Source organism: Enterovibrio nigricans DSM 22720, assembly GCF_900167155.1.
Taxonomy (GTDB): domain Bacteria; phylum Pseudomonadota; class Gammaproteobacteria; order Enterobacterales; family Vibrionaceae; genus Enterovibrio; species Enterovibrio nigricans.
The window spans coordinates 18,057-37,890 of sequence record NZ_FUXU01000043.1; the positions used below are offsets into that span (position 1 = coordinate 18,057).

19 protein-coding genes are annotated in these 19,834 nt (G+C 45.7%); 15 read left to right on the forward strand and 4 right to left on the reverse strand.

Translation table 11 applies throughout. The annotated features are described in order from the left end of the window. Window positions 1–125: 125 nt before the first annotated feature. From potA to B5D35_RS14665, 4 genes are all read left to right on the forward strand, one after another. On the forward strand, window positions 126–1,223 hold the full coding sequence (gene potA, locus B5D35_RS14650) for a spermidine/putrescine ABC transporter ATP-binding protein PotA (protein ID WP_425291240.1): 1,098 nt from the start codon (window positions 126–128) through the stop codon (window positions 1,221–1,223). Beyond that, window positions 1,207–2,064, forward strand: coding sequence for a spermidine/putrescine ABC transporter permease PotB (potB, locus tag B5D35_RS14655; RefSeq protein ID WP_170915187.1), 858 nt, complete (start codon window positions 1,207–1,209; stop codon window positions 2,062–2,064). Before potA ends, potB begins: the two co-directional genes overlap by 17 nt. Beyond that, window positions 2,061–2,831: a spermidine/putrescine ABC transporter permease PotC gene (gene potC / locus B5D35_RS14660; RefSeq protein WP_078753300.1), complete on the forward strand. Its 771-nt coding sequence runs from the start codon at window positions 2,061–2,063 to the stop codon at window positions 2,829–2,831. The genes potB and potC overlap by 4 nt, the downstream gene beginning before the upstream one ends. 116 nt (window positions 2,832–2,947) lie before the next feature. Further along, the gene (locus tag B5D35_RS14665) at window positions 2,948–3,991 is read left to right on the forward strand and encodes an extracellular solute-binding protein (RefSeq protein ID WP_078753301.1); all 1,044 of its coding nucleotides are present in this window, start codon (window positions 2,948–2,950) and stop codon (window positions 3,989–3,991) included. A gap of 72 nt (window positions 3,992–4,063) precedes the next feature. Here the strand turns inward: B5D35_RS14665 and cobB are convergent, their stop codons facing one another. Further along, on the reverse strand, window positions 4,064–4,780 hold the full coding sequence (gene cobB, locus B5D35_RS14670) for a Sir2 family NAD+-dependent deacetylase (RefSeq protein WP_078753302.1): 717 nt from the start codon (window positions 4,778–4,780) through the stop codon (window positions 4,064–4,066). A gap of 170 nt (window positions 4,781–4,950) precedes the next feature. On the opposite strand from cobB, the gene B5D35_RS14675 reads away from it, so the two are divergent. The 6 genes from B5D35_RS14675 to B5D35_RS14700 all read left to right on the forward strand — a co-directional run bounded on the left by B5D35_RS14675 (window position 4,951) and on the right by B5D35_RS14700 (window position 10,624). After that, the gene (locus B5D35_RS14675; RefSeq protein WP_078753303.1) at window positions 4,951–6,210 is read left to right on the forward strand and encodes a porin; all 1,260 of its coding nucleotides are present in this window, start codon (window positions 4,951–4,953) and stop codon (window positions 6,208–6,210) included. A 1-nt stretch (window position 6,211) separates the two neighbouring features. Then, window positions 6,212–6,646 (forward strand): type 2 periplasmic-binding domain-containing protein, encoded by a 435-nt coding sequence (locus B5D35_RS14680; protein WP_244556618.1) that lies wholly within the window; start codon window positions 6,212–6,214, stop codon window positions 6,644–6,646. Then, window positions 6,630–8,276: a diguanylate cyclase domain-containing protein gene (locus B5D35_RS14685; protein ID WP_078753304.1), complete on the forward strand. Its 1,647-nt coding sequence runs from the start codon at window positions 6,630–6,632 to the stop codon at window positions 8,274–8,276. Before B5D35_RS14680 ends, B5D35_RS14685 begins: the two co-directional genes overlap by 17 nt. Before the next feature lie 80 nt (window positions 8,277–8,356). Continuing rightward, a complete protein-coding gene (locus B5D35_RS14690; RefSeq protein ID WP_078753305.1) occupies window positions 8,357–8,806 on the forward strand; it encodes an NUDIX domain-containing protein in 450 nt (149 codons plus the stop codon). A 140-nt stretch (window positions 8,807–8,946) separates the two neighbouring features. Then, window positions 8,947–9,666 carry a DUF3581 family protein gene (locus tag B5D35_RS14695; RefSeq protein WP_078753306.1) on the forward strand — a complete coding sequence of 240 codons (720 nt, stop codon included), beginning with the start codon at window positions 8,947–8,949 and terminating at the stop codon, window positions 9,664–9,666. A 133-nt stretch (window positions 9,667–9,799) separates the two neighbouring features. Continuing rightward, a complete protein-coding gene (locus B5D35_RS14700) occupies window positions 9,800–10,624 on the forward strand; it encodes an HDOD domain-containing protein (protein WP_078753307.1) in 825 nt (274 codons plus the stop codon). A 63-nt stretch (window positions 10,625–10,687) separates the two neighbouring features. On the opposite strand, the gene B5D35_RS14705 is transcribed toward B5D35_RS14700, so the two are convergent. Beyond that, window positions 10,688–11,593 (reverse strand): LysR family transcriptional regulator, encoded by a 906-nt coding sequence (locus tag B5D35_RS14705; RefSeq protein WP_078753308.1) that lies wholly within the window; start codon window positions 11,591–11,593, stop codon window positions 10,688–10,690. 155 nt (window positions 11,594–11,748) lie between these two features. Here B5D35_RS14705 and B5D35_RS14710 point away from each other — a divergent pair, with 155 nt between their 5' ends. From B5D35_RS14710 to B5D35_RS14730, 5 genes are all read left to right on the forward strand, one after another. Continuing rightward, the gene (locus tag B5D35_RS14710) at window positions 11,749–12,522 is read left to right on the forward strand and encodes a (Fe-S)-binding protein (RefSeq protein WP_078753309.1); all 774 of its coding nucleotides are present in this window, start codon (window positions 11,749–11,751) and stop codon (window positions 12,520–12,522) included. Next, window positions 12,519–13,943: a LutB/LldF family L-lactate oxidation iron-sulfur protein gene (locus B5D35_RS14715; RefSeq protein WP_078753310.1), complete on the forward strand. Its 1,425-nt coding sequence runs from the start codon at window positions 12,519–12,521 to the stop codon at window positions 13,941–13,943. Before B5D35_RS14710 ends, B5D35_RS14715 begins: the two co-directional genes overlap by 4 nt. Further along, window positions 13,940–14,614 carry a LutC/YkgG family protein gene (locus tag B5D35_RS14720; protein WP_078753311.1) on the forward strand — a complete coding sequence of 225 codons (675 nt, stop codon included), beginning with the start codon at window positions 13,940–13,942 and terminating at the stop codon, window positions 14,612–14,614. The genes B5D35_RS14715 and B5D35_RS14720 overlap by 4 nt, the downstream gene beginning before the upstream one ends. A 3-nt stretch (window positions 14,615–14,617) precedes the next feature. Continuing rightward, window positions 14,618–17,497, forward strand: a complete 2,880-nt coding sequence (locus tag B5D35_RS14725) for an FAD-binding and (Fe-S)-binding domain-containing protein (RefSeq protein ID WP_078753312.1) — start codon at window positions 14,618–14,620, stop codon at window positions 17,495–17,497. A 215-nt stretch (window positions 17,498–17,712) separates the two neighbouring features. Next, window positions 17,713–18,846, forward strand: coding sequence for a DUF5666 domain-containing protein (locus B5D35_RS14730; RefSeq protein WP_078753313.1), 1,134 nt, complete (start codon window positions 17,713–17,715; stop codon window positions 18,844–18,846). Window positions 18,847–18,958: 112 nt separating this feature from the next. On the opposite strand, the gene B5D35_RS14735 is transcribed toward B5D35_RS14730, so the two are convergent. Then, complete coding sequence (locus tag B5D35_RS14735) at window positions 18,959–19,420, reverse strand: hypothetical protein (RefSeq protein WP_078753314.1); 462 nt, start codon at window positions 19,418–19,420, stop codon at window positions 18,959–18,961. Window positions 19,421–19,545: 125 nt separating this feature from the next. Next, window positions 19,546–19,834, reverse strand: a 289-nt coding sequence (locus B5D35_RS14740) for an IS3 family transposase (protein WP_139367773.1), incomplete at its 5' end; no start/stop codon positions are given.

Sequence of the window (19,834 nt, forward strand, 5' to 3'; positions counted from 1 at the left end):
TCAAAAAAACGCTTTAACTTCATGGTTCGCACGTCTATCATGCGCCGTCTACTTTTTAGGGGAATTTTTCTAGCTAATCGCCCGTGGTGTAAGGAGAGAGAGTAGAATTGAACGCAACACAACCAATGAAAAAACCCGTTGTTCAGCTTAAAGGGCTTTGTAAGAGTTTCGATGGCAAGGAGATCATTTCTTCTTTTGATCTCGAAATTAACAACGGCGAGTTTTTGACAATCCTAGGTCCGTCAGGTTGTGGCAAGACCACAGTTCTTCGTTTGATTGCAGGTCTTGAAGATGCAGACGATGGCCACATCATACTTGACGAGCAAGACGTAACCGCAATCCCCGCGGAGCAGCGCCACGTCAATACCGTCTTTCAGAGCTATGCGCTTTTCCCACACATGACTGTGTTCGAAAACGTTGCTTTTGGTCTGCGCATGCAGAAAGTTGCCGAAAGTGATATCGAACCGCGTGTTATGGAAGCACTTCGCATGGTTCAACTTGAGAAATTTGCACCTCGCAAACCTCATCAGCTTTCCGGCGGTCAACAACAACGTGTCGCAATTGCTCGTGCCGTCGTTAACAAACCGAAAGTGCTTTTGCTTGATGAATCCCTTTCTGCATTGGACTACAAGCTTCGTAAGCAAATGCAAATGGAGCTTAAACAGCTTCAGCGTAAGCTGGGTATTACCTTCATTTTCGTTACACACGATCAGGAAGAAGCCCTTTCAATGTCAGACCGTATCATCGTGATGAAAGCTGGTAAGGTTGTTCAAGACGGTACACCACGTGAGATCTACGAAGAGCCAGCAAACTTGTTTGTTGCGCGATTCATTGGTGAGATCAACGTGTTTGACGCACATGTAATTGCACGTATTGACGAAGAGCGTATCACTGCGACCGTCGAAGGCCGTGAATGTCAGGTTTATTGTAAACTTGATGTATCGGTTGGCGATAAGGTGAAGGTGCTACTGCGTCCTGAAGATTTGCGTATCGAAGAAATCGGCGCAACTGAATCAGGTAACGGTATCGTCGGCTACGTTCGTGAACGTAACTACAAAGGTATGACGCTGGATTCGGTTCTTGAACTGGAATCAGGCATGTCGGTGATGGTTAGCGAGTTCTTCAACGAAGACGATCCAGATGTTGACCACTCTTTGGATCAGAAAGTTGCAATTACCTGGGTTGAAAGCTGGGAAGTGGTACTGCCTGATGAAGAAGATTAATCTCCAGAACGCCATTATCGGTGTTATTGTAGGTTGGCTGCTGCTGTTCGTGTTTATACCGAACATGATGATTATCATCACCAGTTTCCTGACCCGCGACGATGCAAATCTGATTGAGATGACCTTCACCTTGAGCAACTATGCCAAGCTGTTGGATCCTCTCTACGCAAAAGTCGTCTGGCACTCTTTCTATATGGCTGCCATCGCGACAATGCTGTGTTTGTTGATCGGTTATCCGTTCGCTTACACCATCGCTCGTATGCCAACGAAATGGCGACCAATCATGTTGTTCATGGTGATTATTCCGTTTTGGACTAACTCCTTGATCCGCACGTACGGCCTAAAAATCTTTTTGGGTACACGTGGGCTACTTAATGAAGGTTTGCTGACGTTGGGTTTGATCGACAAGCCTTTGCGTATCATGTACACCGAATATGCCGTGATGATTGGCCTGGTTTATATCCTGCTACCATTTATGATTCTGCCGCTGTACTCAAGCATTGAAAAGCTGGATAACAGCTACCTTGAAGCAGCGAAAGATCTGGGTGCAAGCAAGCTGCAAGCATTCATCAAAATTATTCTGCCTTTGACTATGCCAGGTATTATTGCTGGCTGTCTTTTGGTTCTGCTTCCAGCGTTGGGTATGTTCTATGTATCCGACCTTCTGGGTGGCGCGAAGAACCTGTTGATTGGTAACGTCATCAAGAGTCAGATCCTCAACGTACGCGACTGGCCATTTGGCTCAGCAGCAAGTATTTCGTTGACTGTCTTGATGGGTCTAATGCTCTTCGCCTACTGGCGTGTTGGCAAGCTAATGAACAAGAAGGTAGAGCTGGAATGAGTCGTTTTTTCAAAACCAGCTTTATGTCGCTGGTCTATGCATTCCTTTACATCCCGATCATCATTCTTATCGTTAACTCATTTAACGAAAGTAAGTTCGGTATGGATTGGAAGGGTTTTACCACCAAGTGGTATACCCAACTGCTGAATAATGACAGCTTGGTACAAGCAGCCGGAAACTCGCTGACAATTGCGGTATTTTCTGCAACTGCAGCAGCGATTATCGGTAGCCTTACGGCCGTTGCGCTCTATCGCTATCGGTTCCGTGGCAAGAAATTTGTCAACGGTATGCTGTTTGTCGTAATGATGTCTCCAGACATCGTGATGGCTATCTCGCTTCTGGCACTGTTTGTTTTGTTGGGTGCACAACTTGGCTTCCTGACCTTGTTATTGTCACACATTACTTTCTGTCTGCCTTTCGTGGTTGTGACTGTATACAGTCGCCTGAATGGCTTTGACCTACGTATGCTTGAAGCAGCGAAAGATCTGGCAGCAAGTGAATGGGTAATCCTAACCAAGATCATTTTGCCACTTGCAGCGCCTGCGGTAGCCGCTGGCTGGCTGTTGAGCTTCACTCTGTCTCTGGATGACGTTATCGTCAGTTCTTTTGTTACAGGGCCGAGTTATGAAATCTTGCCATTGAAGATTTACTCAATGGTCAAAGTTGGCGTCTCTCCCGAAGTGAATGCACTGGCAACGCTGATGCTTATCGTTTCTCTCGTACTGGTAATTTTCTCTCAACTACTGGCACGCGATAAGGTGCGATAATTTGTCGAGGGCAGGCTCGCCTGCCCTTTTATAATGTCGCACTTTTCAGTCACGGCTGGCGTTGTCCAGCCGTTATTCTAACCTTTCAATACCAATTAAAACTGCAGGAGTTGTCGATGAAACCCTGGTCTAAGTTTGTGCTGGGCAGTTCTCTGGCCGTCTCTCTTCTTTCTAATACTGCACTGGCTGCTGATAACGAGCTGTATTTCTATAACTGGTCTGAGCACATCCCAACAGAAGTACTGGAAGAGTTTACTGAAGAAACAGGCATCAAAGTTTTCTATTCAACGTACGAATCTAACGAAAGCATGTACGCGAAGCTGAAGACACATCCAGAGGGTTATGATCTGGTTGTTCCTTCCACGTACTATGTACAGAAGATGCGTGATGAAGGCATGCTACAAAAGTTAGACAAAAGTAAGTTGACTCATTTCGATGGTCTTGACCCGAACCAACTGAATAAACCGTTCGACCCAAATAACACCTACTCTATACCTTACATTTGGGGTGCGACAGGCATCGGTGTTAACACTGACATTATCGAAAAAGACAGTGTTCACGCTTGGGCAGATCTTTGGAATCCTGATTACGAAGGTCAACTGCTGATGATGGATGACGCTCGTGAGTTCTTCCACATTGCACTGCGCAAGCTGGGTTATTCTGCAAACACTCAGAATCCAGATGAAATCAAAGCCGCTTACGAAGAGTTGAAGAAAATCATGCCAAATGTGCTGGTATTCAACTCTGACTTCCCAGCAAATCCTTACATGGCCGGCGAAGTTGCACTAGGCATGCTGTGGAACGGTTCTGCATACATTGCGCGTAGCGAAGGTGCACCCGTAGACATCGTGTGGCCAGAAGAAGGCGCGATTTTTTGGATGGATAGCTTGGCGATCCCTGCAACCGCGAAAAACATTGATGCAGCACACAAGATGATCGACTTCTTGCTTCGCCCAGAAAATGCAGCGAAGCTTGCCATTGAGATAGGCTACCCAACGCCAGTGAAAGCCGCCTACCCTCTTCTGCCTAAATCGTTCAAAGACGATCCAAGCGTTTATCCACCACAAGATGTGATGGAAAAAGGTGAGTGGCAATGTTCTGTTGGAAAAGCGAACGTGCTTTACGAAGAGTACTTCCAGAAGCTGAAAGCGGGTCAGTAATACACTCTCGGTTATTCCAAATACAAAAAAGCGGCGATTGAGCCGCTTTTTTTATGTCATCGTAGAGCGGGTCTATTTGCCCATATTCAATAGCTCTTCAACCAATTCAGGGACTAACACGGTTGCTTTACCGTAGCGTTTCTCGTCAAACTCACTTTCTACAGCACTGGGCTCCAAGTTCACTTCTATTGTTCTTGCGCCACCAATCGAGGCTTCATGGACAAACCCTGCAGCCGGATATACCGCACCTGACGTACCGATAGAGATAAATAGGTCTGCCTCCATCAATGCGTCGTGAATTTTGTCCATTGCTATTGGCATTTCACCAAACCAAACAACATGTGGGCGCATTGACGAAGGTATCTGGCAGCAATGACACATATCATCGACCATGATGTCATCTTTCCAATCCAATACCTGATTTGAGCTACTGCACCGCGCCTTTAATAATTCACCATGCATGTGAATGATGTTTTCACTCCCTGAACGCTCATGCAGATCATCTATGTTCTGCGTCACGATGGTAACTGTGCCGTCTAACTCTTTCTCAAGTCGCGCGAGTGCTAGATGGGCTGCGTTGGGCTCCACACCTGATTGAAGTTGCTTTCTACGCTGGTTGTAAAACGTTTGAACCAAGGCAGGATTTCGGGCAAAACCTTCAGGTGTAGCAACATCTTCGATATGGTGCTCTTCCCACAAACCGTCTTGTGCGCGAAATGTTCTGATTCCTGATTCAGCGGAAATACCTGCACCAGTCAAAATCACAATGTTTCTGTGGGGAAATTGCATCTAGAGCTTCCTATCTCGTTAATTTAATAACCTTTATAGCATTGTTGGTAAGTGCATAACAGGCCAGCAATGCTAGACAATAGTCGAATTAGGATGAGCAAGACGAATTCCCCAGTAAAAATCCAAAAATGTCTTATATTTAATAAACGCACCAAATTTGATAGTGATGTATGTTACTGCCCCGACGACTTGGTTTGTTTACAACAACGTGTCTTACTCTACTCGCGAGCAGTTTTGCATCGGCGAGTGACAACCTGCGCGTCAGTGGCTTTGGCAACGTTAGTCTTATCAAATCAGGCACAGAAAACCTGGGGTATAAGTATGATCTAACCAAAGAAGCCCTCTATGACGAATGGAGTCTAAAACCCGGCTCTTCATTTGGTTTACAACTCAACGCGGAAATCAACGACGAGCTAGACGCAGTGGTTCAAGTCGTGGCTCAAGATAGGCTTAACAACGACCTCAACAAGTCCATTAGCTGGGCATTTGTTCGCTATAGACCTACCCATAACATTACAATTCGCGCAGGTCGCATCGCGACACCTATTTACATGCTTTCCGAGTACCGTGATGTTGGATTTGCTTACCTTTGGACAAAGCCAATAACAGACTTCTACTCCTCTATTCCGGTTACATTTGTCGATGGTGGAGACATTGCTTACAGCACAAGAATGGGCCACGGAATATTCGAAGCAAGGCTGTTTGCGGGCAGTTCCGAAGTCACAACGGAAACCATTTTTGAAGCCCAAGACGTGACACTGTCACCCATGATCGGTTCTAAATTCACTTATGCGCTAGAAGAATGGCTTTTCTCTGCTGTCGCCGCAACCACCAAGGTAACCGACGGCGAGCCTGCTGATGCTTTAACAGCTGCTATAGACAGTAATCCAATTGTTGGCAGTTTATGGCCCCAAGCCACGCAACTGAAATCTGATTTCACGCTGAAGGACTCACGAATCTCCTATTACTCACTCGGGGCATTGTATGAGACAGGCTCATGGAATGCACAAGCAGAGCTGAGTTTCACCGATACCGACTGGCCATTTTTTCCCGACTTAGCTGCTGGCTATTTCAGTCTCGGTCATACGGTGGACAACACCACCTACTACGGCTTCGCGTCGAAAGCGAAAACAATCGATGAACTTTATGAGCTATCAGCCCCTTCTACTGTAGGCATGTCTGTACAGCAGATTGCCGAGGCTTATCAACTCATAAACAGCAACATTGACGCGCGTTTTGTAGATCAAGAAACGCTAGGTTTTGGGGCGAGAATAGACATAACACCCCAGTTAGCATTGAAAGGACAAATTGAACGCACTTGGTTGATAAACAACCATACAGGGGGCTGGTTGACGACCATTCAAGGTTTAAGTGCAACCGCTCCGAATCACATTGATACCTACTCGATTAGCCTGAGTTTTGTGTTCTGATATGAAAAAACTAATATTAGCACTGCTCACATACCTGACATTGTTCTGGGCCTCTACGTCTCAGGCAGGGCTAGTTGTAGTCGTTCACCAAGACAATCCCATCGAATCATTGTCATCTCGGCAAATCATGGACCTGTATATGGGCCGTTATACCGCCTATCCCAATGGCGCAACAGCGGACACGACGGACTTGCCAGATAACAGCCCACTAAGAGAAGATTTCTACAATCGTCTGGTAGGAAAATCCGTTGCTCAGATCAATGCTTATTGGGCGAGATTACTGTTCACCGGTAAAGCCGAGCCGCCTCAAGCGAAGCCTTCCGAACAAGACGTTGTTAATTACGTGCGCGAAAACCGCAGTGCCATTGCTTATATCAAAGAGTCAAACTTAGCTGATGGTTTGAAAGTGGTGTTTAGATTTGAAGATCCTCAATAACAAAATCCATATTCGCGTCGCCGGTGGTGTTGCCGGTGGCGCGATCATTTTTTCGATCATCGCTTCCTTAATATGGTTTTATATTTCATACCATAACGAGGTCGACCGTTCTCGCAGCCAGATAAAACAAATTACCACGACGGTTGAGCAAACAGCGTCTATCGCGTTGTATTTGGGAAACAAAGAGCTTGCCAATGAAGTTCTCAGTGGTTTAGAGGCCAATGACATCATTTCAGCTGCGCGATTAACCAGCCAAAATGGTCTAACCGCATCGTTTGAAAATCGAGATGTGATAAACAAAGCAGAGACGGCGGTTATTTTTCCTATTGTCTCGCCGTTCGACAGTTCCGAATACGTTGGCGATCTTTTGGTTTACCCCAATCAGCAATACATCGAAAACAACGCAATATCCTTAGCAAAGATGCAAGCCATCGTGCTCGTAAGTTACTCCGTTATCATTGCGTTGCTCACGCTTTTTATCGTCAACAAGATCCTTACCGAGCCGATGAAGAATATCGCCAATCGCTTTCACTTGATCACACCAGGTGACTCAACGCGGATAAGTGTGCCAATGGCTCACCAAAACAATGAAATTGGTGCTCTCGTAAAAGACATAAACGGATTATTAGACGCAGTAAACAATCAGATAGAAAACGAGCGAGATTTAAGGGCTGAAACAGAAAATCTTTCTAAAAAATTCAGGCTGATTTTTGAACGAGCCAGTGCCGGTATTGGCTTGCTGGATGCAAATAATCAACTCATCGTTGCGAACCCAGCACTCCTTCGATTACTGGGTCAAACCTTCATCGTTGATACAGAGCGATTTACTAAAACTAGCTTCACGGATTATTTCTTTGATCCCATAGAAGTGAAAGAATTCATTGAAGATTTCTGGGCAAAACCTGGCAATCAATTCAGTGCGATAGACGTCCAGTTACGCCATAAAGTGCGTGCAGCGGATCGATGGGTACATTGCCTTTTCTCTAAAGTTGAAGACATTAATAACCCGGAAGACAGTCTTCTCGAAGTAGTTGTATATGACATCACAGAACGTGCTGAGCGTGAACAAAACATCATTTACGAAGCAGAACACGACGCAATAACCATGCTACTTAATCGAAGAGCTGGAATGAATAAATTAGAAAACTCCGTGATTGATGCGGAGAAAAGGCAACGTAATTTTGCCATATTAATGATAGACCTTGATGGGTTTAAGCACGTTAATGATACCTACGGCCACGATGCAGGTGACAAAGTCATTATTGAAGTCGCGAAACGAATCAAACAGTTCTTTAGGGGCTCAGACGTTGTTGCGCGCTGGGGTGGCGATGAGTTTCTCATTGGCTTTTCCTATAACCCAAGCTACGAAACAGCAGTGTCTGATATTGCAGCAGATCTTCAACATCAAATATCTTTGCCAATTGAAATTGGGCACGAACAGACCACAATGGTTGGCTCTAGTATTGGTATTAGCCTCTATCCTGACACGCATAGTTCCATCAGCGTGCTCATTGAAAAGGCCGATGAGGCAATGTACTTTGTGAAAAATAACGGCAAGAATTTCTTCAAGTTTTATGAAGCCAATTTGGCTAAGCCTCTCGATAACAAACGCTTTTCTACACATAAATAGCTTGTCTATTCGATATGGGTTTAAACCGCACAATAAGATTTGTACTATAACCCAACATACACAAGGATCCTGGCGTGACAATGCACCCTCTTAGAGTATCCGTTCGCGCGGTGTGCTATCAGGATGATTCCATTCTTTTAGCCGAACATCGAGATGACCGTGGCTTGTGGTACATCCTGCCTGGTGGTGGCATTAAACATAACGAGACGATGTCTGAGGCATTTGATCGCGAATTGCTTGAAGAGACCGGCGGTAAAGCAACCATGGGAGATGTACTGTTTGTCCGAGAAGTCATCGCGGATCTATTGGATACAACCTATTTGCCTGAACACCTCCACCAAATCGAGTTGTTTGTTGAAGCCAAAGACTTTGAGTGTATCTCTTCACCCCAGTCCCCGGACCATAACCAGATAGGCATAGTATGGATGCCTTTAGCGAGGTTGTCCGAACTGCTCTTTTTCCCAAAAACAATGGTTCCCAGTCTGGAAAACAAGACCTTTGATCGTATCTATCAAGGGCATATTCTGTAAATTTTGCCATTAGCGACCTTAGACCCGCCCCTCGTTTTCCCTGCAATTCTCTTGCCGGTAACTGGCTAGACCATTAAATTCAATTTAGTCAGTTACAATGCGAGCCAAGTTATATCGTGTCCAATCACCTGAACAAGAACATGCAGCTAAACAATTACTTTAATCAGAGCAACGGTCAGTTAGTTTTTACGCGTAAACAAGCCAGTCATTTTGCGAAATTAGTCGCCGGCGACTTTAACCCAATCCACGATGAAGACTCAAAAAGATTCTGCGTGCCAGGTGATTTGCTCTTCTCAGTATTACTGGCAAAAGCTGGCATTAGCGAAAAAATGCGCGTTTCTTTTACAGGCATGATTTCTGATAACGTCGCGCTTGAGTTTCGCAATTCAGATACAGACGCCTTCGAAGTGACGGACGGTAACGGAAAACTGTACCTCACGATGGAACGCAGCGGCGAAAACCTCGTTAATGAAAACCTCGCAGCGTGCGTTGCGGAAAACTATGTCAAATTCTCTGGGATGAACTTTCCGCACATCATGGTTCCTCTAATGGAACAAAGCGGCATGATGATTAACCCAGACAGACCGCTTGTTATCTACGAAAGTATGGAGCTTAACTTTCATCACCTGAACTTTACATGCCCAACCGTTGAGCTCACCGACTCCATCATGGATGTTTCTGGTAAGCGCGGCACAGTAACACTCGCCTTTTGTTTTAAAGAAAATGGCAAAGTCATCGGTGAAGGGAAAAAAACAATGGTGTGCAGTGGGCTTCGTGAGTACGAACAATCAGCAGTAGAAGCTTTAGTCGACAAGTTTAATGACAGAAAATCAGCGTTTTTATCTGCCCAAACTGCCTAAGCAAAATGAATGTAACAACCACCCCGATTTCTTCGGGGTTTTTTATACCCGTCAATGTCTTACATAAAAAATACCGACGCACAATTGAGACTCTGTTCTATATTTAATTTATGAACACAGATCGGAGTCGCATATGACCACTGACGCATTACTCTCTCACGTAGATAAACTTCCCAAAATACCAAAAGTTGTTCAAGAGCTGATGGACTTGGTTAACAGCGAAGACTCAGATATGACGCAGATTTCTGACAAAATCGGGTTAGATCAAGTTATTAGTGCACGCGTACTGCGCTTATCAAACTCCGTACATTTTGGTCGAGGCCGAAGCGTGGCATCGGTAGATGAAGCAGTTATACGCCTTGGGCTAGGTCCCATTAGAACGCTGGTAACGGCGTCGGCGCTGATGAGTTCATTTCCTAAAATCGAAGGTTTTGACCTTAACGCATTTTGGGGAACCACCTTCGAAGTTGCCACCTTATGCAAAGTTATTGCAAAAGAAGTGAAAGCCGATCCGAATGAAGCATTCACCGCGGGTATGCTTCACAACATTGGTGATTTGCTGATTTATACAGTTTACCCCGATAAAGCCCAGAAAATTGAATTGCACATCGAGGCAGGAAAATCCAAGGATGAGGCGCAACGTGTCGTCATTGATACCGATTGTGCGCAACTCGGTGGCGCGCTAGCCAAAAATTGGAAATTTGCTGATAAGTTGATTGAGGCTATTTCACACCAATATGCTGCTGTTCAGGGGGATGAATTCTCTCAACTCGCGGCTATCATCAACCTCTCGCGTAAAGTCGACGAAAGCTGGGACAATCTTTCTTCAGACGAATCCAAACAAACGTGGCTCAACCACCAGCTCGAATACAGCATGCTCGGCTTGGATGAAGATTTGCTGGATGTGTTGGAAAATAACAGAGGCATTGGACGAGACATGGCAAGGCAATTGGTATAGCCCTCATTTCGTAGAAAAAACCGTCTATCGTCAGGCGGTTTTTTCTTATTAGGGTTTTCCTTTCTAAAAGTAGTACGCCATTTCAATGTATCGTTCCCGAATGTGCTCGATCAAAGCCTTCACTTTTGGCGAAGGATGCTTTGTATATGGATATACTGCGTAGATCCCGAGCTTTTTAGCAACCTGTTTGGGCAAGAGGTCCATGAGCTTGCCCTCCTGAACATCGTGATACACCAAACAACGCGGAACATAAACTATCCCATGCCCCGCCAACGCAGCCTTACGTAGCGCCGCTGCGTTGTTTGTTGAAAAGTTGCCGGATACTTTCACGATGCGTTTATCTTCACTGCCCGATGCAAAAAACTCCCAATCTGCAGCACCCGTACTTTGGTAGGTGTAATGTAGACAGTTATGGTTTATGAGCGCATCGGGGGAATCAGGACGTCCCTTCTTCGCAACATATTCAGGCGAGGCACAGACAATCCATTGAGAATCGATAATGTGGCGAGCAACCAAGCTGGAGTCTTCTAAATACCCCGTGCGTATGGCAAGGTCATACCCCTCTTCAATCAAATCCACGAATCGATTACTCAACGTGACGTCAATCCGAAGACCTTCATAAAGGCTGGCAAATTCCGCGATGGTTTCAGCGAGCAGCAAATCGCCAGAGATGGTCGGGACGGAGACGGCTAACCGCCCTTTCATTTTTGACGAGAGCTGATTCACAGATTCAATAGCATCTATACTTAGTTGTGCCAGACGCTTTGCTGTCGGTAGGAGTGAAGCGCCCGCCTCGGTCAGAGATAATTTTCGCGTTGTCCGATGCAAAAGCTGAACGCTCAAATCTTTCTCAAGCCTCTGAATACGTTTGCTAACGACGGAATTAGCCAACCCAAGCTTATCAGCAGCCAGTTTGAAAGACCCCTGTTCAGCCACTTCAGCAAACAGTATCGCATCATCTACTTTCATTAATTATCTCTATTTTGGAAATAATAATTTCATTTAATGCTATTTATTCTCAAATCTCAACCTCCTATGATTTTTGATAACACGCTAATTACCCAGTAAGAAACAATAAATAAAACGGCGTGATCATTAATGTGCAATGTTAGTAAGGAAGCCGTATGCCATCCCCTCGACTCTATCCTGCAAAACCTAACAAGGTTTATCTTTATGCAACCTGCTTGGTGGACGCCTTCGACCCAGATACAGGTATGGACGCGATAGCTGTCTTAGAAAGCCAAGGAATCGATGTCATTTATATTCCCAAACAAACCTGCTGTGGGCAGCCAGCATACTCGTCTGGCTACACCGAAGAAGCCATTCATGTCGCAGAGTCTCAAATGGCACTATTCCCAGAACCTTATCCTATTGTGATCCTCTCAGGCTCCTGCGGTGGCATGATGGTTCACCATTATCCGCGCCTGTTCAATGGTCATGCACAAGAAAACCAAGCGTTGGCGTTTGCTGAACGCGTATTTGAATTCACCGAATTTCTCAGTTGTGTTTGTCGCAGTGCACTAAAAGACACCGGTAAGCCCACACAAATAACCCTCCACACTTCCTGTGCCGCACGCCGTGAAATGAATGTACATACCCATAGTGCGCACCTTCTCAAACAGCTTTCTGACGTTGACGTGCTTTCAGCAAACTATGAAGAAGAGTGTTGCGGTTTTGGGGGGACATTTTCCATAAGACACCCAAATATCAGCGAAGCCATGGTCAACGACAAATCTCGGAATTTGCGCGAATCTGGCGCAATAGAATATGTCAGTGCCGATTGGGGATGTATGTTGAACATTAACGGCGCACTAGAATACCAAGGGCAAGCTTTCAAAGGACGTCACCTCGCGCGCTTCATAGCGGAACGCATTGGCGTTTCAGGAGGAAACCAATGAATAACTCCCCTGAGCGTATTCATGTACAAGCAAAAAACGCGCTGTCAGACACTGAACTTCGTCAGAATTTTCGCGGCGCGATGGATTACCTGCGCACGAAGAGAAAAGATGCCTTCCCCAATAAAGCGGAAGAAAAAGCCGTACGAGATCGCGCAGAAGCGATTCGCCAACGTTGCCTGAGTAAACTTCCCGAATTATTGGAACAACTCGAAGCACAGTGTCTTCGAAATGGCATTCAGGTTCATTGGGCACAAAACGCGGAAGACGCGAACGCCATCTTTGCCGAGCTTGCGACAGAAAAACGCACGACCTTAGTCGTGAAAGGGAAATCGATGGTCAGTGAGGAAATTGAGCTCAACCACCATATGGAGAAGCGCAGTGTTCGCTGCCTAGAGAGTGATATGGGCGAATACATCGTGCAACTTGATGGCGATACCCCCTCTCACATCATCATGCCCGCCATTCACAAAAACAAACAACAGGTATCGGACACCTTTGAACACAACATTCAAGATTTCACACCAACCACTGACGTAGATGCTCTGATTCAAACAGGCCGTCGCATGTTACGTAAAGCGTATCAGGATGCTGAAGTTGGCGTGTCCGGTGTCAATTTTGCCGTGGCGGAAACGGGAACGCTTTGCCTTGTCGAAAACGAAGGCAATGGCCGCATGTGTACCACCATTCCGGATACCCATATTGCCATTACTGGCATTGAAAAAGTGGTCGAGTTCCTCTCTGACGTTCCCCCTCTTTACAGTGCACTTACACGCTCCGCGACTGGGCAAACGATCACTACCTACTTCAATATGATCTCCAGCCCCCGAAAGGAAGGTGAACTTGATGGTCCGAAGGAAGTACACCTAATTTTACTAGATAACGGCCGAACGCAGGCTTATCACGACGTGGAACTTCGTAAAACACTGCAGTGTATTCGTTGTGGCGCGTGCATGAACCATTGTCCTGTTTATACCCGCATCGGGGGGCACGCCTATGGCACCGTATACCCCGGTCCCATTGGAAAAATTATTTCCCCCCATTTAATGGGGCTGAACAAAACAAAAGATCTCATCACCGCATCCAGTTTGTGTGGTGCATGCGAAGAAGTCTGTCCAGTCAGAATCCCCATCCCTTCATTGCTTCAACGATTGCGTCAGGAAGCCAAAAACAAGAAACAACCCGAACACGCACCATTAGACGGTCAGGATGCCGCCAACAATATCGTTGAACGAACCGCAATGAAGGGGTTCGCATATGCCGCCACTCACCCGTCTATTTATCATAACGCGCTCGACATCGCGCGAAAGATGAATGGACTCATCCCTCGGCATCTCGGTGGATGGACACAATGTCGCGTAAAACCAAAACTGGCAAAAACGTCATTGAAGCAAAAGCTGGCTGATCGTGGAGATAAAAAATGAATATTCAAAATCAACGTGCACGTGATGCCATCTTTGCCAAACTGAAATCTGCGCCAAGACAAAAAGAAACCAAGCCGCTACCTGAATGGCAAGCGTGGCATTCTGAAAACCTCAACGAACGCACCAATCGTTTTGTTGAAAAAATCTCTGCCAGTCATGCAGAAATCCAATACACCCGCGAAAAGACGCTTGATGACGATCTTTCTCATTGCATCAATCACGAAGGCTTTAAGCGCATACTGCTGGGAAAAAATAACCCGCTGACATCGCGTTTGAAAGAAGGCTGCCTACAATCACACATTGCGGTTTACGACCAAGCGATTGAAACCTTCAAAACATCATTATTTAACGAGGTTGATGCGGGTATCACCTTCGCTAATGCGGGAATAGCGGACACGGGAACACTTGCAACCATTACTGGTGAGTCAGAACCTCGATCCTTGTCACTCGTCCCTCCCACTCACATTGCTATCATACGGGAGTCTGACATTGTCTCGCATTTCAGTGAGTTAATGACAACACCGTTTTGGACGAGCGCAGGTTGGGATACAACACCCCCTACCAATCTTCTGTTAATTTCAGGTCCATCCAAGACTGCAGATATTCAACAGACATTGGCCTATGGCGCACACGGCCCCAAACGTCTGATTGTTTTTTTGGTGAAGGAGTAAGAGATGACAGGGACGCCAAGCAATCACATGTATCTGGCGCTGATCAACACGCTTAAAGTACAGATACCTGCATCGCGATTGATCAATGACGAAGCAAAGCTGTTGGCATACGGCACAGACGCGAGTTTTTACCGCATGATTCCCAAGCTGATTGTTCAAGCCAACACCTTAGAAGACATCGTCTTTATCATCCAGTCATGCTCAAACGCAAACATCCCTTTTACGTTCCGAGCCGCAGGGACAAGCTTATCGGGTCAAGCTGTTTCAGATTCCGTACTTATAACCCTGACAGACAACTGGCGCCACCATGAAGTCAGTTGTGACGGTGCCAAAATTCGCCTTCAACCTGGTGTCATAGGCGCGGATGCCAACAAATATCTTTCACCGTATCAACGGAAAATAGGGCCGGATCCTGCTTCAATCAATAGCTGCAAAATTGGGGGGATCGCTGCCAATAACGCCAGTGGCATGTGTTGTGGTACCGCCCAAAACACTTACAAAACCGTCGATTCAATGACCGTAGTATTGCACGATGGGACGATTCTCAATACCGCCGATCCTGGCTCTGTGACACAATTTCGTGTTAGTCATCGTTCCCTTTTGTCGGGAATCTCTCAGCTGTGTGAGGAAGTAAAAAGCGATACCGCACTGTTCGAACGGATCCAACATAAGTATCGCCTCAAAAACACCACAGGGTATGCGTTAAATGCATTGATTGATTTTGAAGATCCTATCGATGTTCTGACACATTTGATGGTGGGCTCTGAAGGAACGCTGGGGTTTATCGCTGCAATTACCTACAACACGGTCATCGAGCATCCCAATAAGGCTTCTGCCCTACTGGTTTTTAATGACATAGAAAGCGCATCCAACGCCGTGACGATCCTTTCTGATACGCCCGTTTCAGCCGTTGAAATGATGGATGAGCGTGCATTGCAATCGGTTGCACATAAGGCTGGCATGCCTGACTTCATACCGACGTTAACACTAGAACATTGTGCGTTGCTCGTAGAGAGCCGCGCTGCCAGCGACGATGCGCTATATCATCAGTGCCGATCGATTATGGCGTCCATATCAGCATTCGAAATCCCCTATCAGGTTATGTTCACGTCCGATGCAGCTACAGTAAATACGCTCTGGGGCATCCGCAAAGGCATGTTCCCTGCGGTAGGTGCAGTTCGAGAAGCCGGCACCACCGTCATTATCGAAGATGTCGCATTTCCTGTTAATAGACTGGCCGCGGGGATACGAGAACTACAAGCACTGTTTGAAGAATTTGCCTATCACGAAGCGATCATTTTTGGTCATGCACTAGAAGGCAATCTTCACTTCGTATTTACGCAAGGATTTGAATCTCAAACAGAGGTTAAGCGTTATGGCTCGTTTATGGACGCAGTCGCACAACTCGTCGCGGTGAAATATCAAGGGTCATTGAAAGCAGAGCACGGTACGGGTCGAAACATGGCTCCCTATGTCGAACTGGAATGGGGAGCCGATGCGTATCGCCTGATGCGCCAAATTAAAACTTTGTTTGATCCAAAGGGATTACTCAACCCTGGCGTCATCATTAACGACAATCCCGACGCCCACATTACTCATTTAAAGCCTATGCCCAAAGCCGACGACCTTATAGATCGTTGCATCGAATGCGGGTTTTGCGAAGCAGTATGCCCTTCAAGAACCCTTTCGCTTTCTCCCCGCCAGCGTATTGTGCTTTACCGGGAAATGCAGCGGCTCAAACATAGCAACGAGCATGATAAGTACAATGCGCTTGAAGAAACATTTAGCTATCTGGGTGTCGACACCTGTGCGGCAACTGGACTTTGCGCAGACCGGTGCCCTGTGGGTATCAACACGGGCGACCTCATCAAACAAGTCAGAACGGAAAAATACAAACGCTTTACGCCGATAGCAACATGGAGTGCGAACCATTTTGGGACGACAACTGCACTCACGAGGCTAGGATTAAAAACCAATGCCGCCATACAGAGAACCCTTGGCGAGAGTGCGCTGAATAAAACCATCAATGGGTTAAGACGCTTATCCAATGGTAAGACCCCAAAGTGGCACCCAGACTTTCCTTCTGCTAATAATCACGTACCTAAAAACAGTGAAACCCGAAAAGCGAAACGCGTCGTTTACTATCCATCGTGTGCCAGCAGGAATATGGGCAACGAGGTGACCAGTGAGGACAAGAAAACGTTGACAGAGGTGACAATGTCACTACTTGAGCGCGCTGGGTATCAGGTTATCATTCCGAAAAAGCTCGAAGAGCAATGCTGCGGTATGCCCTACGACAGCAAAGGTATGAAGACGCTCAGTAAAGAGAAAAGTTATCGCTTGGAGGCCACCTTGTGGCAGGCCAGTGAGCTTGGAAAACTTCCCATCCTGATGGATACCAGTCCCTGTGTAAAAATCAGCAAAGAGCAGTTTACCTTCCCTCTCGATGTCTATGAGCCCTCGGAGTTTGTGATTAAATATCTGCTGAGCGAACTAGATATTGAGCCAGTTGATGAAACCATCATGTTGCATATCACCTGCAGCACACGTCGAATGGGACTCTCTGATTCATTGCTTAGCCTGGCGAACGCCTGTGCAAAGCAGGTCATTGTTCCTGAGCACATTGAATGCTGTGGTTTTGCGGGCGATAAAGGATTCTTTACTCCCGAGCTCAATGCTGCTGCAACCTTAACGTTAAAACAGCAAATACCACTGGATTGCAAAAGAGGATTCAGTAACAGCCGTACATGTGAAATCGGTTTAACGCACCACAGTGGTATTCCCTATCGCTCAATCTTGTATTTGCTTGACGAAGTCTCTTCCGTTAAACATGCAAAAGCACATCGGATTGACAGAGAAGCGAAAGAAGAAGTGGTTAGCTAATTCGCGGAAAACAAATTCCCTAAAAGCAAAGGCAGAATAAGCCTTTGCTTTCTTTTTAATCCGTCACCAGCAACACAAAGTGTGATCTTGGTTCATAAGCCCACACAACTATCGCAAGTTTACAGAACACTGACATTTCCCCATGCATATCCAGACATTTCCCGTGCTACATTCCGCGCGCGTTTTTTGCACCCCCATTTTTATAAGGCTTTTGAATGAAACGTTACGCGCTTTTTCCATTATTTACTCTTGCTCTAACAGCGTGCGGCGGTGGCGGCGACAGCAGCAATACCACCACATCTTCTTCAGCTATGTCCGTAGAAGGCAAAATTGAACAAGTATCAGGCTCAACCATTACCGTTAACACGCATTCCTATGACGTCAGTTCTCTCGCTTATCAAGGAAAGCCATTAGACAGCAATATGCTGGTGCCAAATATGATGGTTGCCCTTCACACCAATGCACGAGCGAACAACAGTGCGAGTGTCGAGTTGGACCCGACTTTCACCGGTAAGATTACCAATATCGATCGCCTTCAAGGCACCTTCAACGTCAGCGGTGTTCCACTGACGTTCATTCGCCTGTCGCCAACGATTCAAAATGGTGATTGGGTGATGGTATCAACGCTACCAACGGCAAACATGGGCTATAAAGTGCTTTCTGTCGTGGGCTTCGAGTATGACGCGAATGGCATGGCTGAAGCTGAAGGTCGTGTTACTAATGTGAACTTCGAAAACAACACCTTTAAATTGGGTAATTCTCTGACCGTATTGTTCGATGAAAGGCTAGTTAATAACATTAAAAAGCTACGTAACGGCGCATGGGCTGAGGTTCTTGGCAGCTATAATGAATCTACTGGCCAATTGGTTGCAGAATCAATCAAACTGAAAACGTTCAATACCATCAATGGTAAAGGTGAAATTGAAGGTGTAGTTACTTGGGTTGCTAACGATTTCAGCCGCTTTGAAGTAAACTACCGTGGACAATTTGACGTGGTGCCTTCTACCGAATTTGATGACGGTAGCAAATCTCAACTGCGCACAGGTGTCACGGTTGAAGTAGAATACGTTTCTAAGAACAACCGTACGATCGCAAAAGAAATTGAATTTGAAGATGATTTTGATTTCGACTTTGATTGGGACGATTACGAGTTCGAATACAAAGGGTATGTCAGTGATATTAACCCTGTTGCCCAATCATTCCAGCTAAAGGGCAAAACCATATTCACTGATTCAAATACCGACTATGAAGACGGCTTATCGTTTGATGCATTGAATGGCATCAACCTTGAAGTAGAAGGCGTACTTATTGGCTCTGACCATGTCGCCAGAGAGATTTCAAAGGACTAATCTTGATTGTAAATGCCCCTATTACGGGGCATTTTTCCAATAGCCGTAGTAAAAAACATAGAAAAATGCAGAAAAACCGAACGCCAACATTTTTCCTAAAAATTGGTGAGTTTTAAATCGCAACCAATGTGTATACCTTGCCACCATTCACATAGTACTGGCCTTTGACTTCTTTTCTCCCTCGCCCTCGTAGCTTATCTTCACAGAAATCACTCTCTAGTGTGTATTCTCTCTTATCACTATCAACGCTCTTAAATCTACAATATGCTGTTGCCGAATATTTACTGTCCATCGAACGTAAGCATTTCTGAAAAGCGTCTTTTGCAGACATGGCTATTGTCATTGCGACATTAAAGTCAACATTAAGTGAAGATATTATCTCCACTTCCATCTTATTCATTGAAAATGCCCATATTTCTCGTGTCAACGTTGTTGGCAATACATCCTTAACGTCAACCCCGACCCCTTTATAATTTTCTTTTTTGCTAACCGCACATATCGCCGAATTATCACACTCAGAAATTGTACCTATCACACAAGCTGGCCAAACTATCGGCGACCTTTTATTTGTCATTACTGACGCACTATGACCAAGCTTGGTAATGGCGTAGCTCGAAAGTAACAATCTTAAAAAATACTCTGCTTTACGATACTTGTTCTTTTTCTCTAAAAAATCGGGACTGGTAAGACCCCAGAACTCTATACACTTTCAAGCTTCTGATAATACTGTCTTTCGTATTCATTCGGTGACAGTCCACCATTAGTACCATGATTCCGTTTTGGATTGTAGAAGTACTCGATATATTCAAATATCTCAGAGCGTGCTTCCTCACGGGTTTTATAGATTCTTCGTTTTACTCTATCTTTCTTGAGCAGCGAGAAAAAACTCTCAGCAACGGCGTTGTCGTGACAGTTTCCCTTTCTACTCATGCTAATTTCCATATTGTGTTCTTTTAGGAAACTGCGCCAGTCGCTCGAGGTATATTGA

What these genes read in the sequence shown, in the direction of transcription:
- cobB (WP_078753302.1), bottom strand. Translation starts at nt 4,780, where the DNA reads ATGCAATTTCCCCACAGAAACATTGTGATTTTGACTGGTGCAGGTATT.
- B5D35_RS14705 (WP_078753308.1), bottom strand. Translation starts at nt 11,593, where the DNA reads ATGAAAGTAGATGATGCGATACTGTTTGCTGAAGTGGCTGAACAGGGG.
- B5D35_RS14715 (WP_078753310.1), top strand. Translation starts at nt 12,519, where the DNA reads ATGAATAACTCCCCTGAGCGTATTCATGTACAAGCAAAAAACGCGCTG.
- B5D35_RS14735 (WP_078753314.1), bottom strand. Translation starts at nt 19,420, where the DNA reads ATGACAAATAAAAGGTCGCCGATAGTTTGGCCAGCTTGTGTGATAGGT.
- B5D35_RS14680 (WP_244556618.1), top strand. Translation starts at nt 6,212, where the DNA reads ATGAAAAAACTAATATTAGCACTGCTCACATACCTGACATTGTTCTGG.
- B5D35_RS14675 (WP_078753303.1), top strand. Translation starts at nt 4,951, where the DNA reads ATGTTACTGCCCCGACGACTTGGTTTGTTTACAACAACGTGTCTTACT.
- potC (WP_078753300.1), top strand. Translation starts at nt 2,061, where the DNA reads ATGAGTCGTTTTTTCAAAACCAGCTTTATGTCGCTGGTCTATGCATTC.
- B5D35_RS14730 (WP_078753313.1), top strand. Translation starts at nt 17,713, where the DNA reads ATGAAACGTTACGCGCTTTTTCCATTATTTACTCTTGCTCTAACAGCG.
- B5D35_RS14690 (WP_078753305.1), top strand. Translation starts at nt 8,357, where the DNA reads ATGCACCCTCTTAGAGTATCCGTTCGCGCGGTGTGCTATCAGGATGAT.
- B5D35_RS14725 (WP_078753312.1), top strand. Translation starts at nt 14,618, where the DNA reads ATGACAGGGACGCCAAGCAATCACATGTATCTGGCGCTGATCAACACG.
- B5D35_RS14700 (WP_078753307.1), top strand. Translation starts at nt 9,800, where the DNA reads ATGACCACTGACGCATTACTCTCTCACGTAGATAAACTTCCCAAAATA.
- B5D35_RS14710 (WP_078753309.1), top strand. Translation starts at nt 11,749, where the DNA reads ATGCCATCCCCTCGACTCTATCCTGCAAAACCTAACAAGGTTTATCTT.
- B5D35_RS14720 (WP_078753311.1), top strand. Translation starts at nt 13,940, where the DNA reads ATGAATATTCAAAATCAACGTGCACGTGATGCCATCTTTGCCAAACTG.
- potA (WP_425291240.1), top strand. Translation starts at nt 126, where the DNA reads ATGAAAAAACCCGTTGTTCAGCTTAAAGGGCTTTGTAAGAGTTTCGAT.
- B5D35_RS14665 (WP_078753301.1), top strand. Translation starts at nt 2,948, where the DNA reads ATGAAACCCTGGTCTAAGTTTGTGCTGGGCAGTTCTCTGGCCGTCTCT.
- B5D35_RS14695 (WP_078753306.1), top strand. Translation starts at nt 8,947, where the DNA reads ATGCAGCTAAACAATTACTTTAATCAGAGCAACGGTCAGTTAGTTTTT.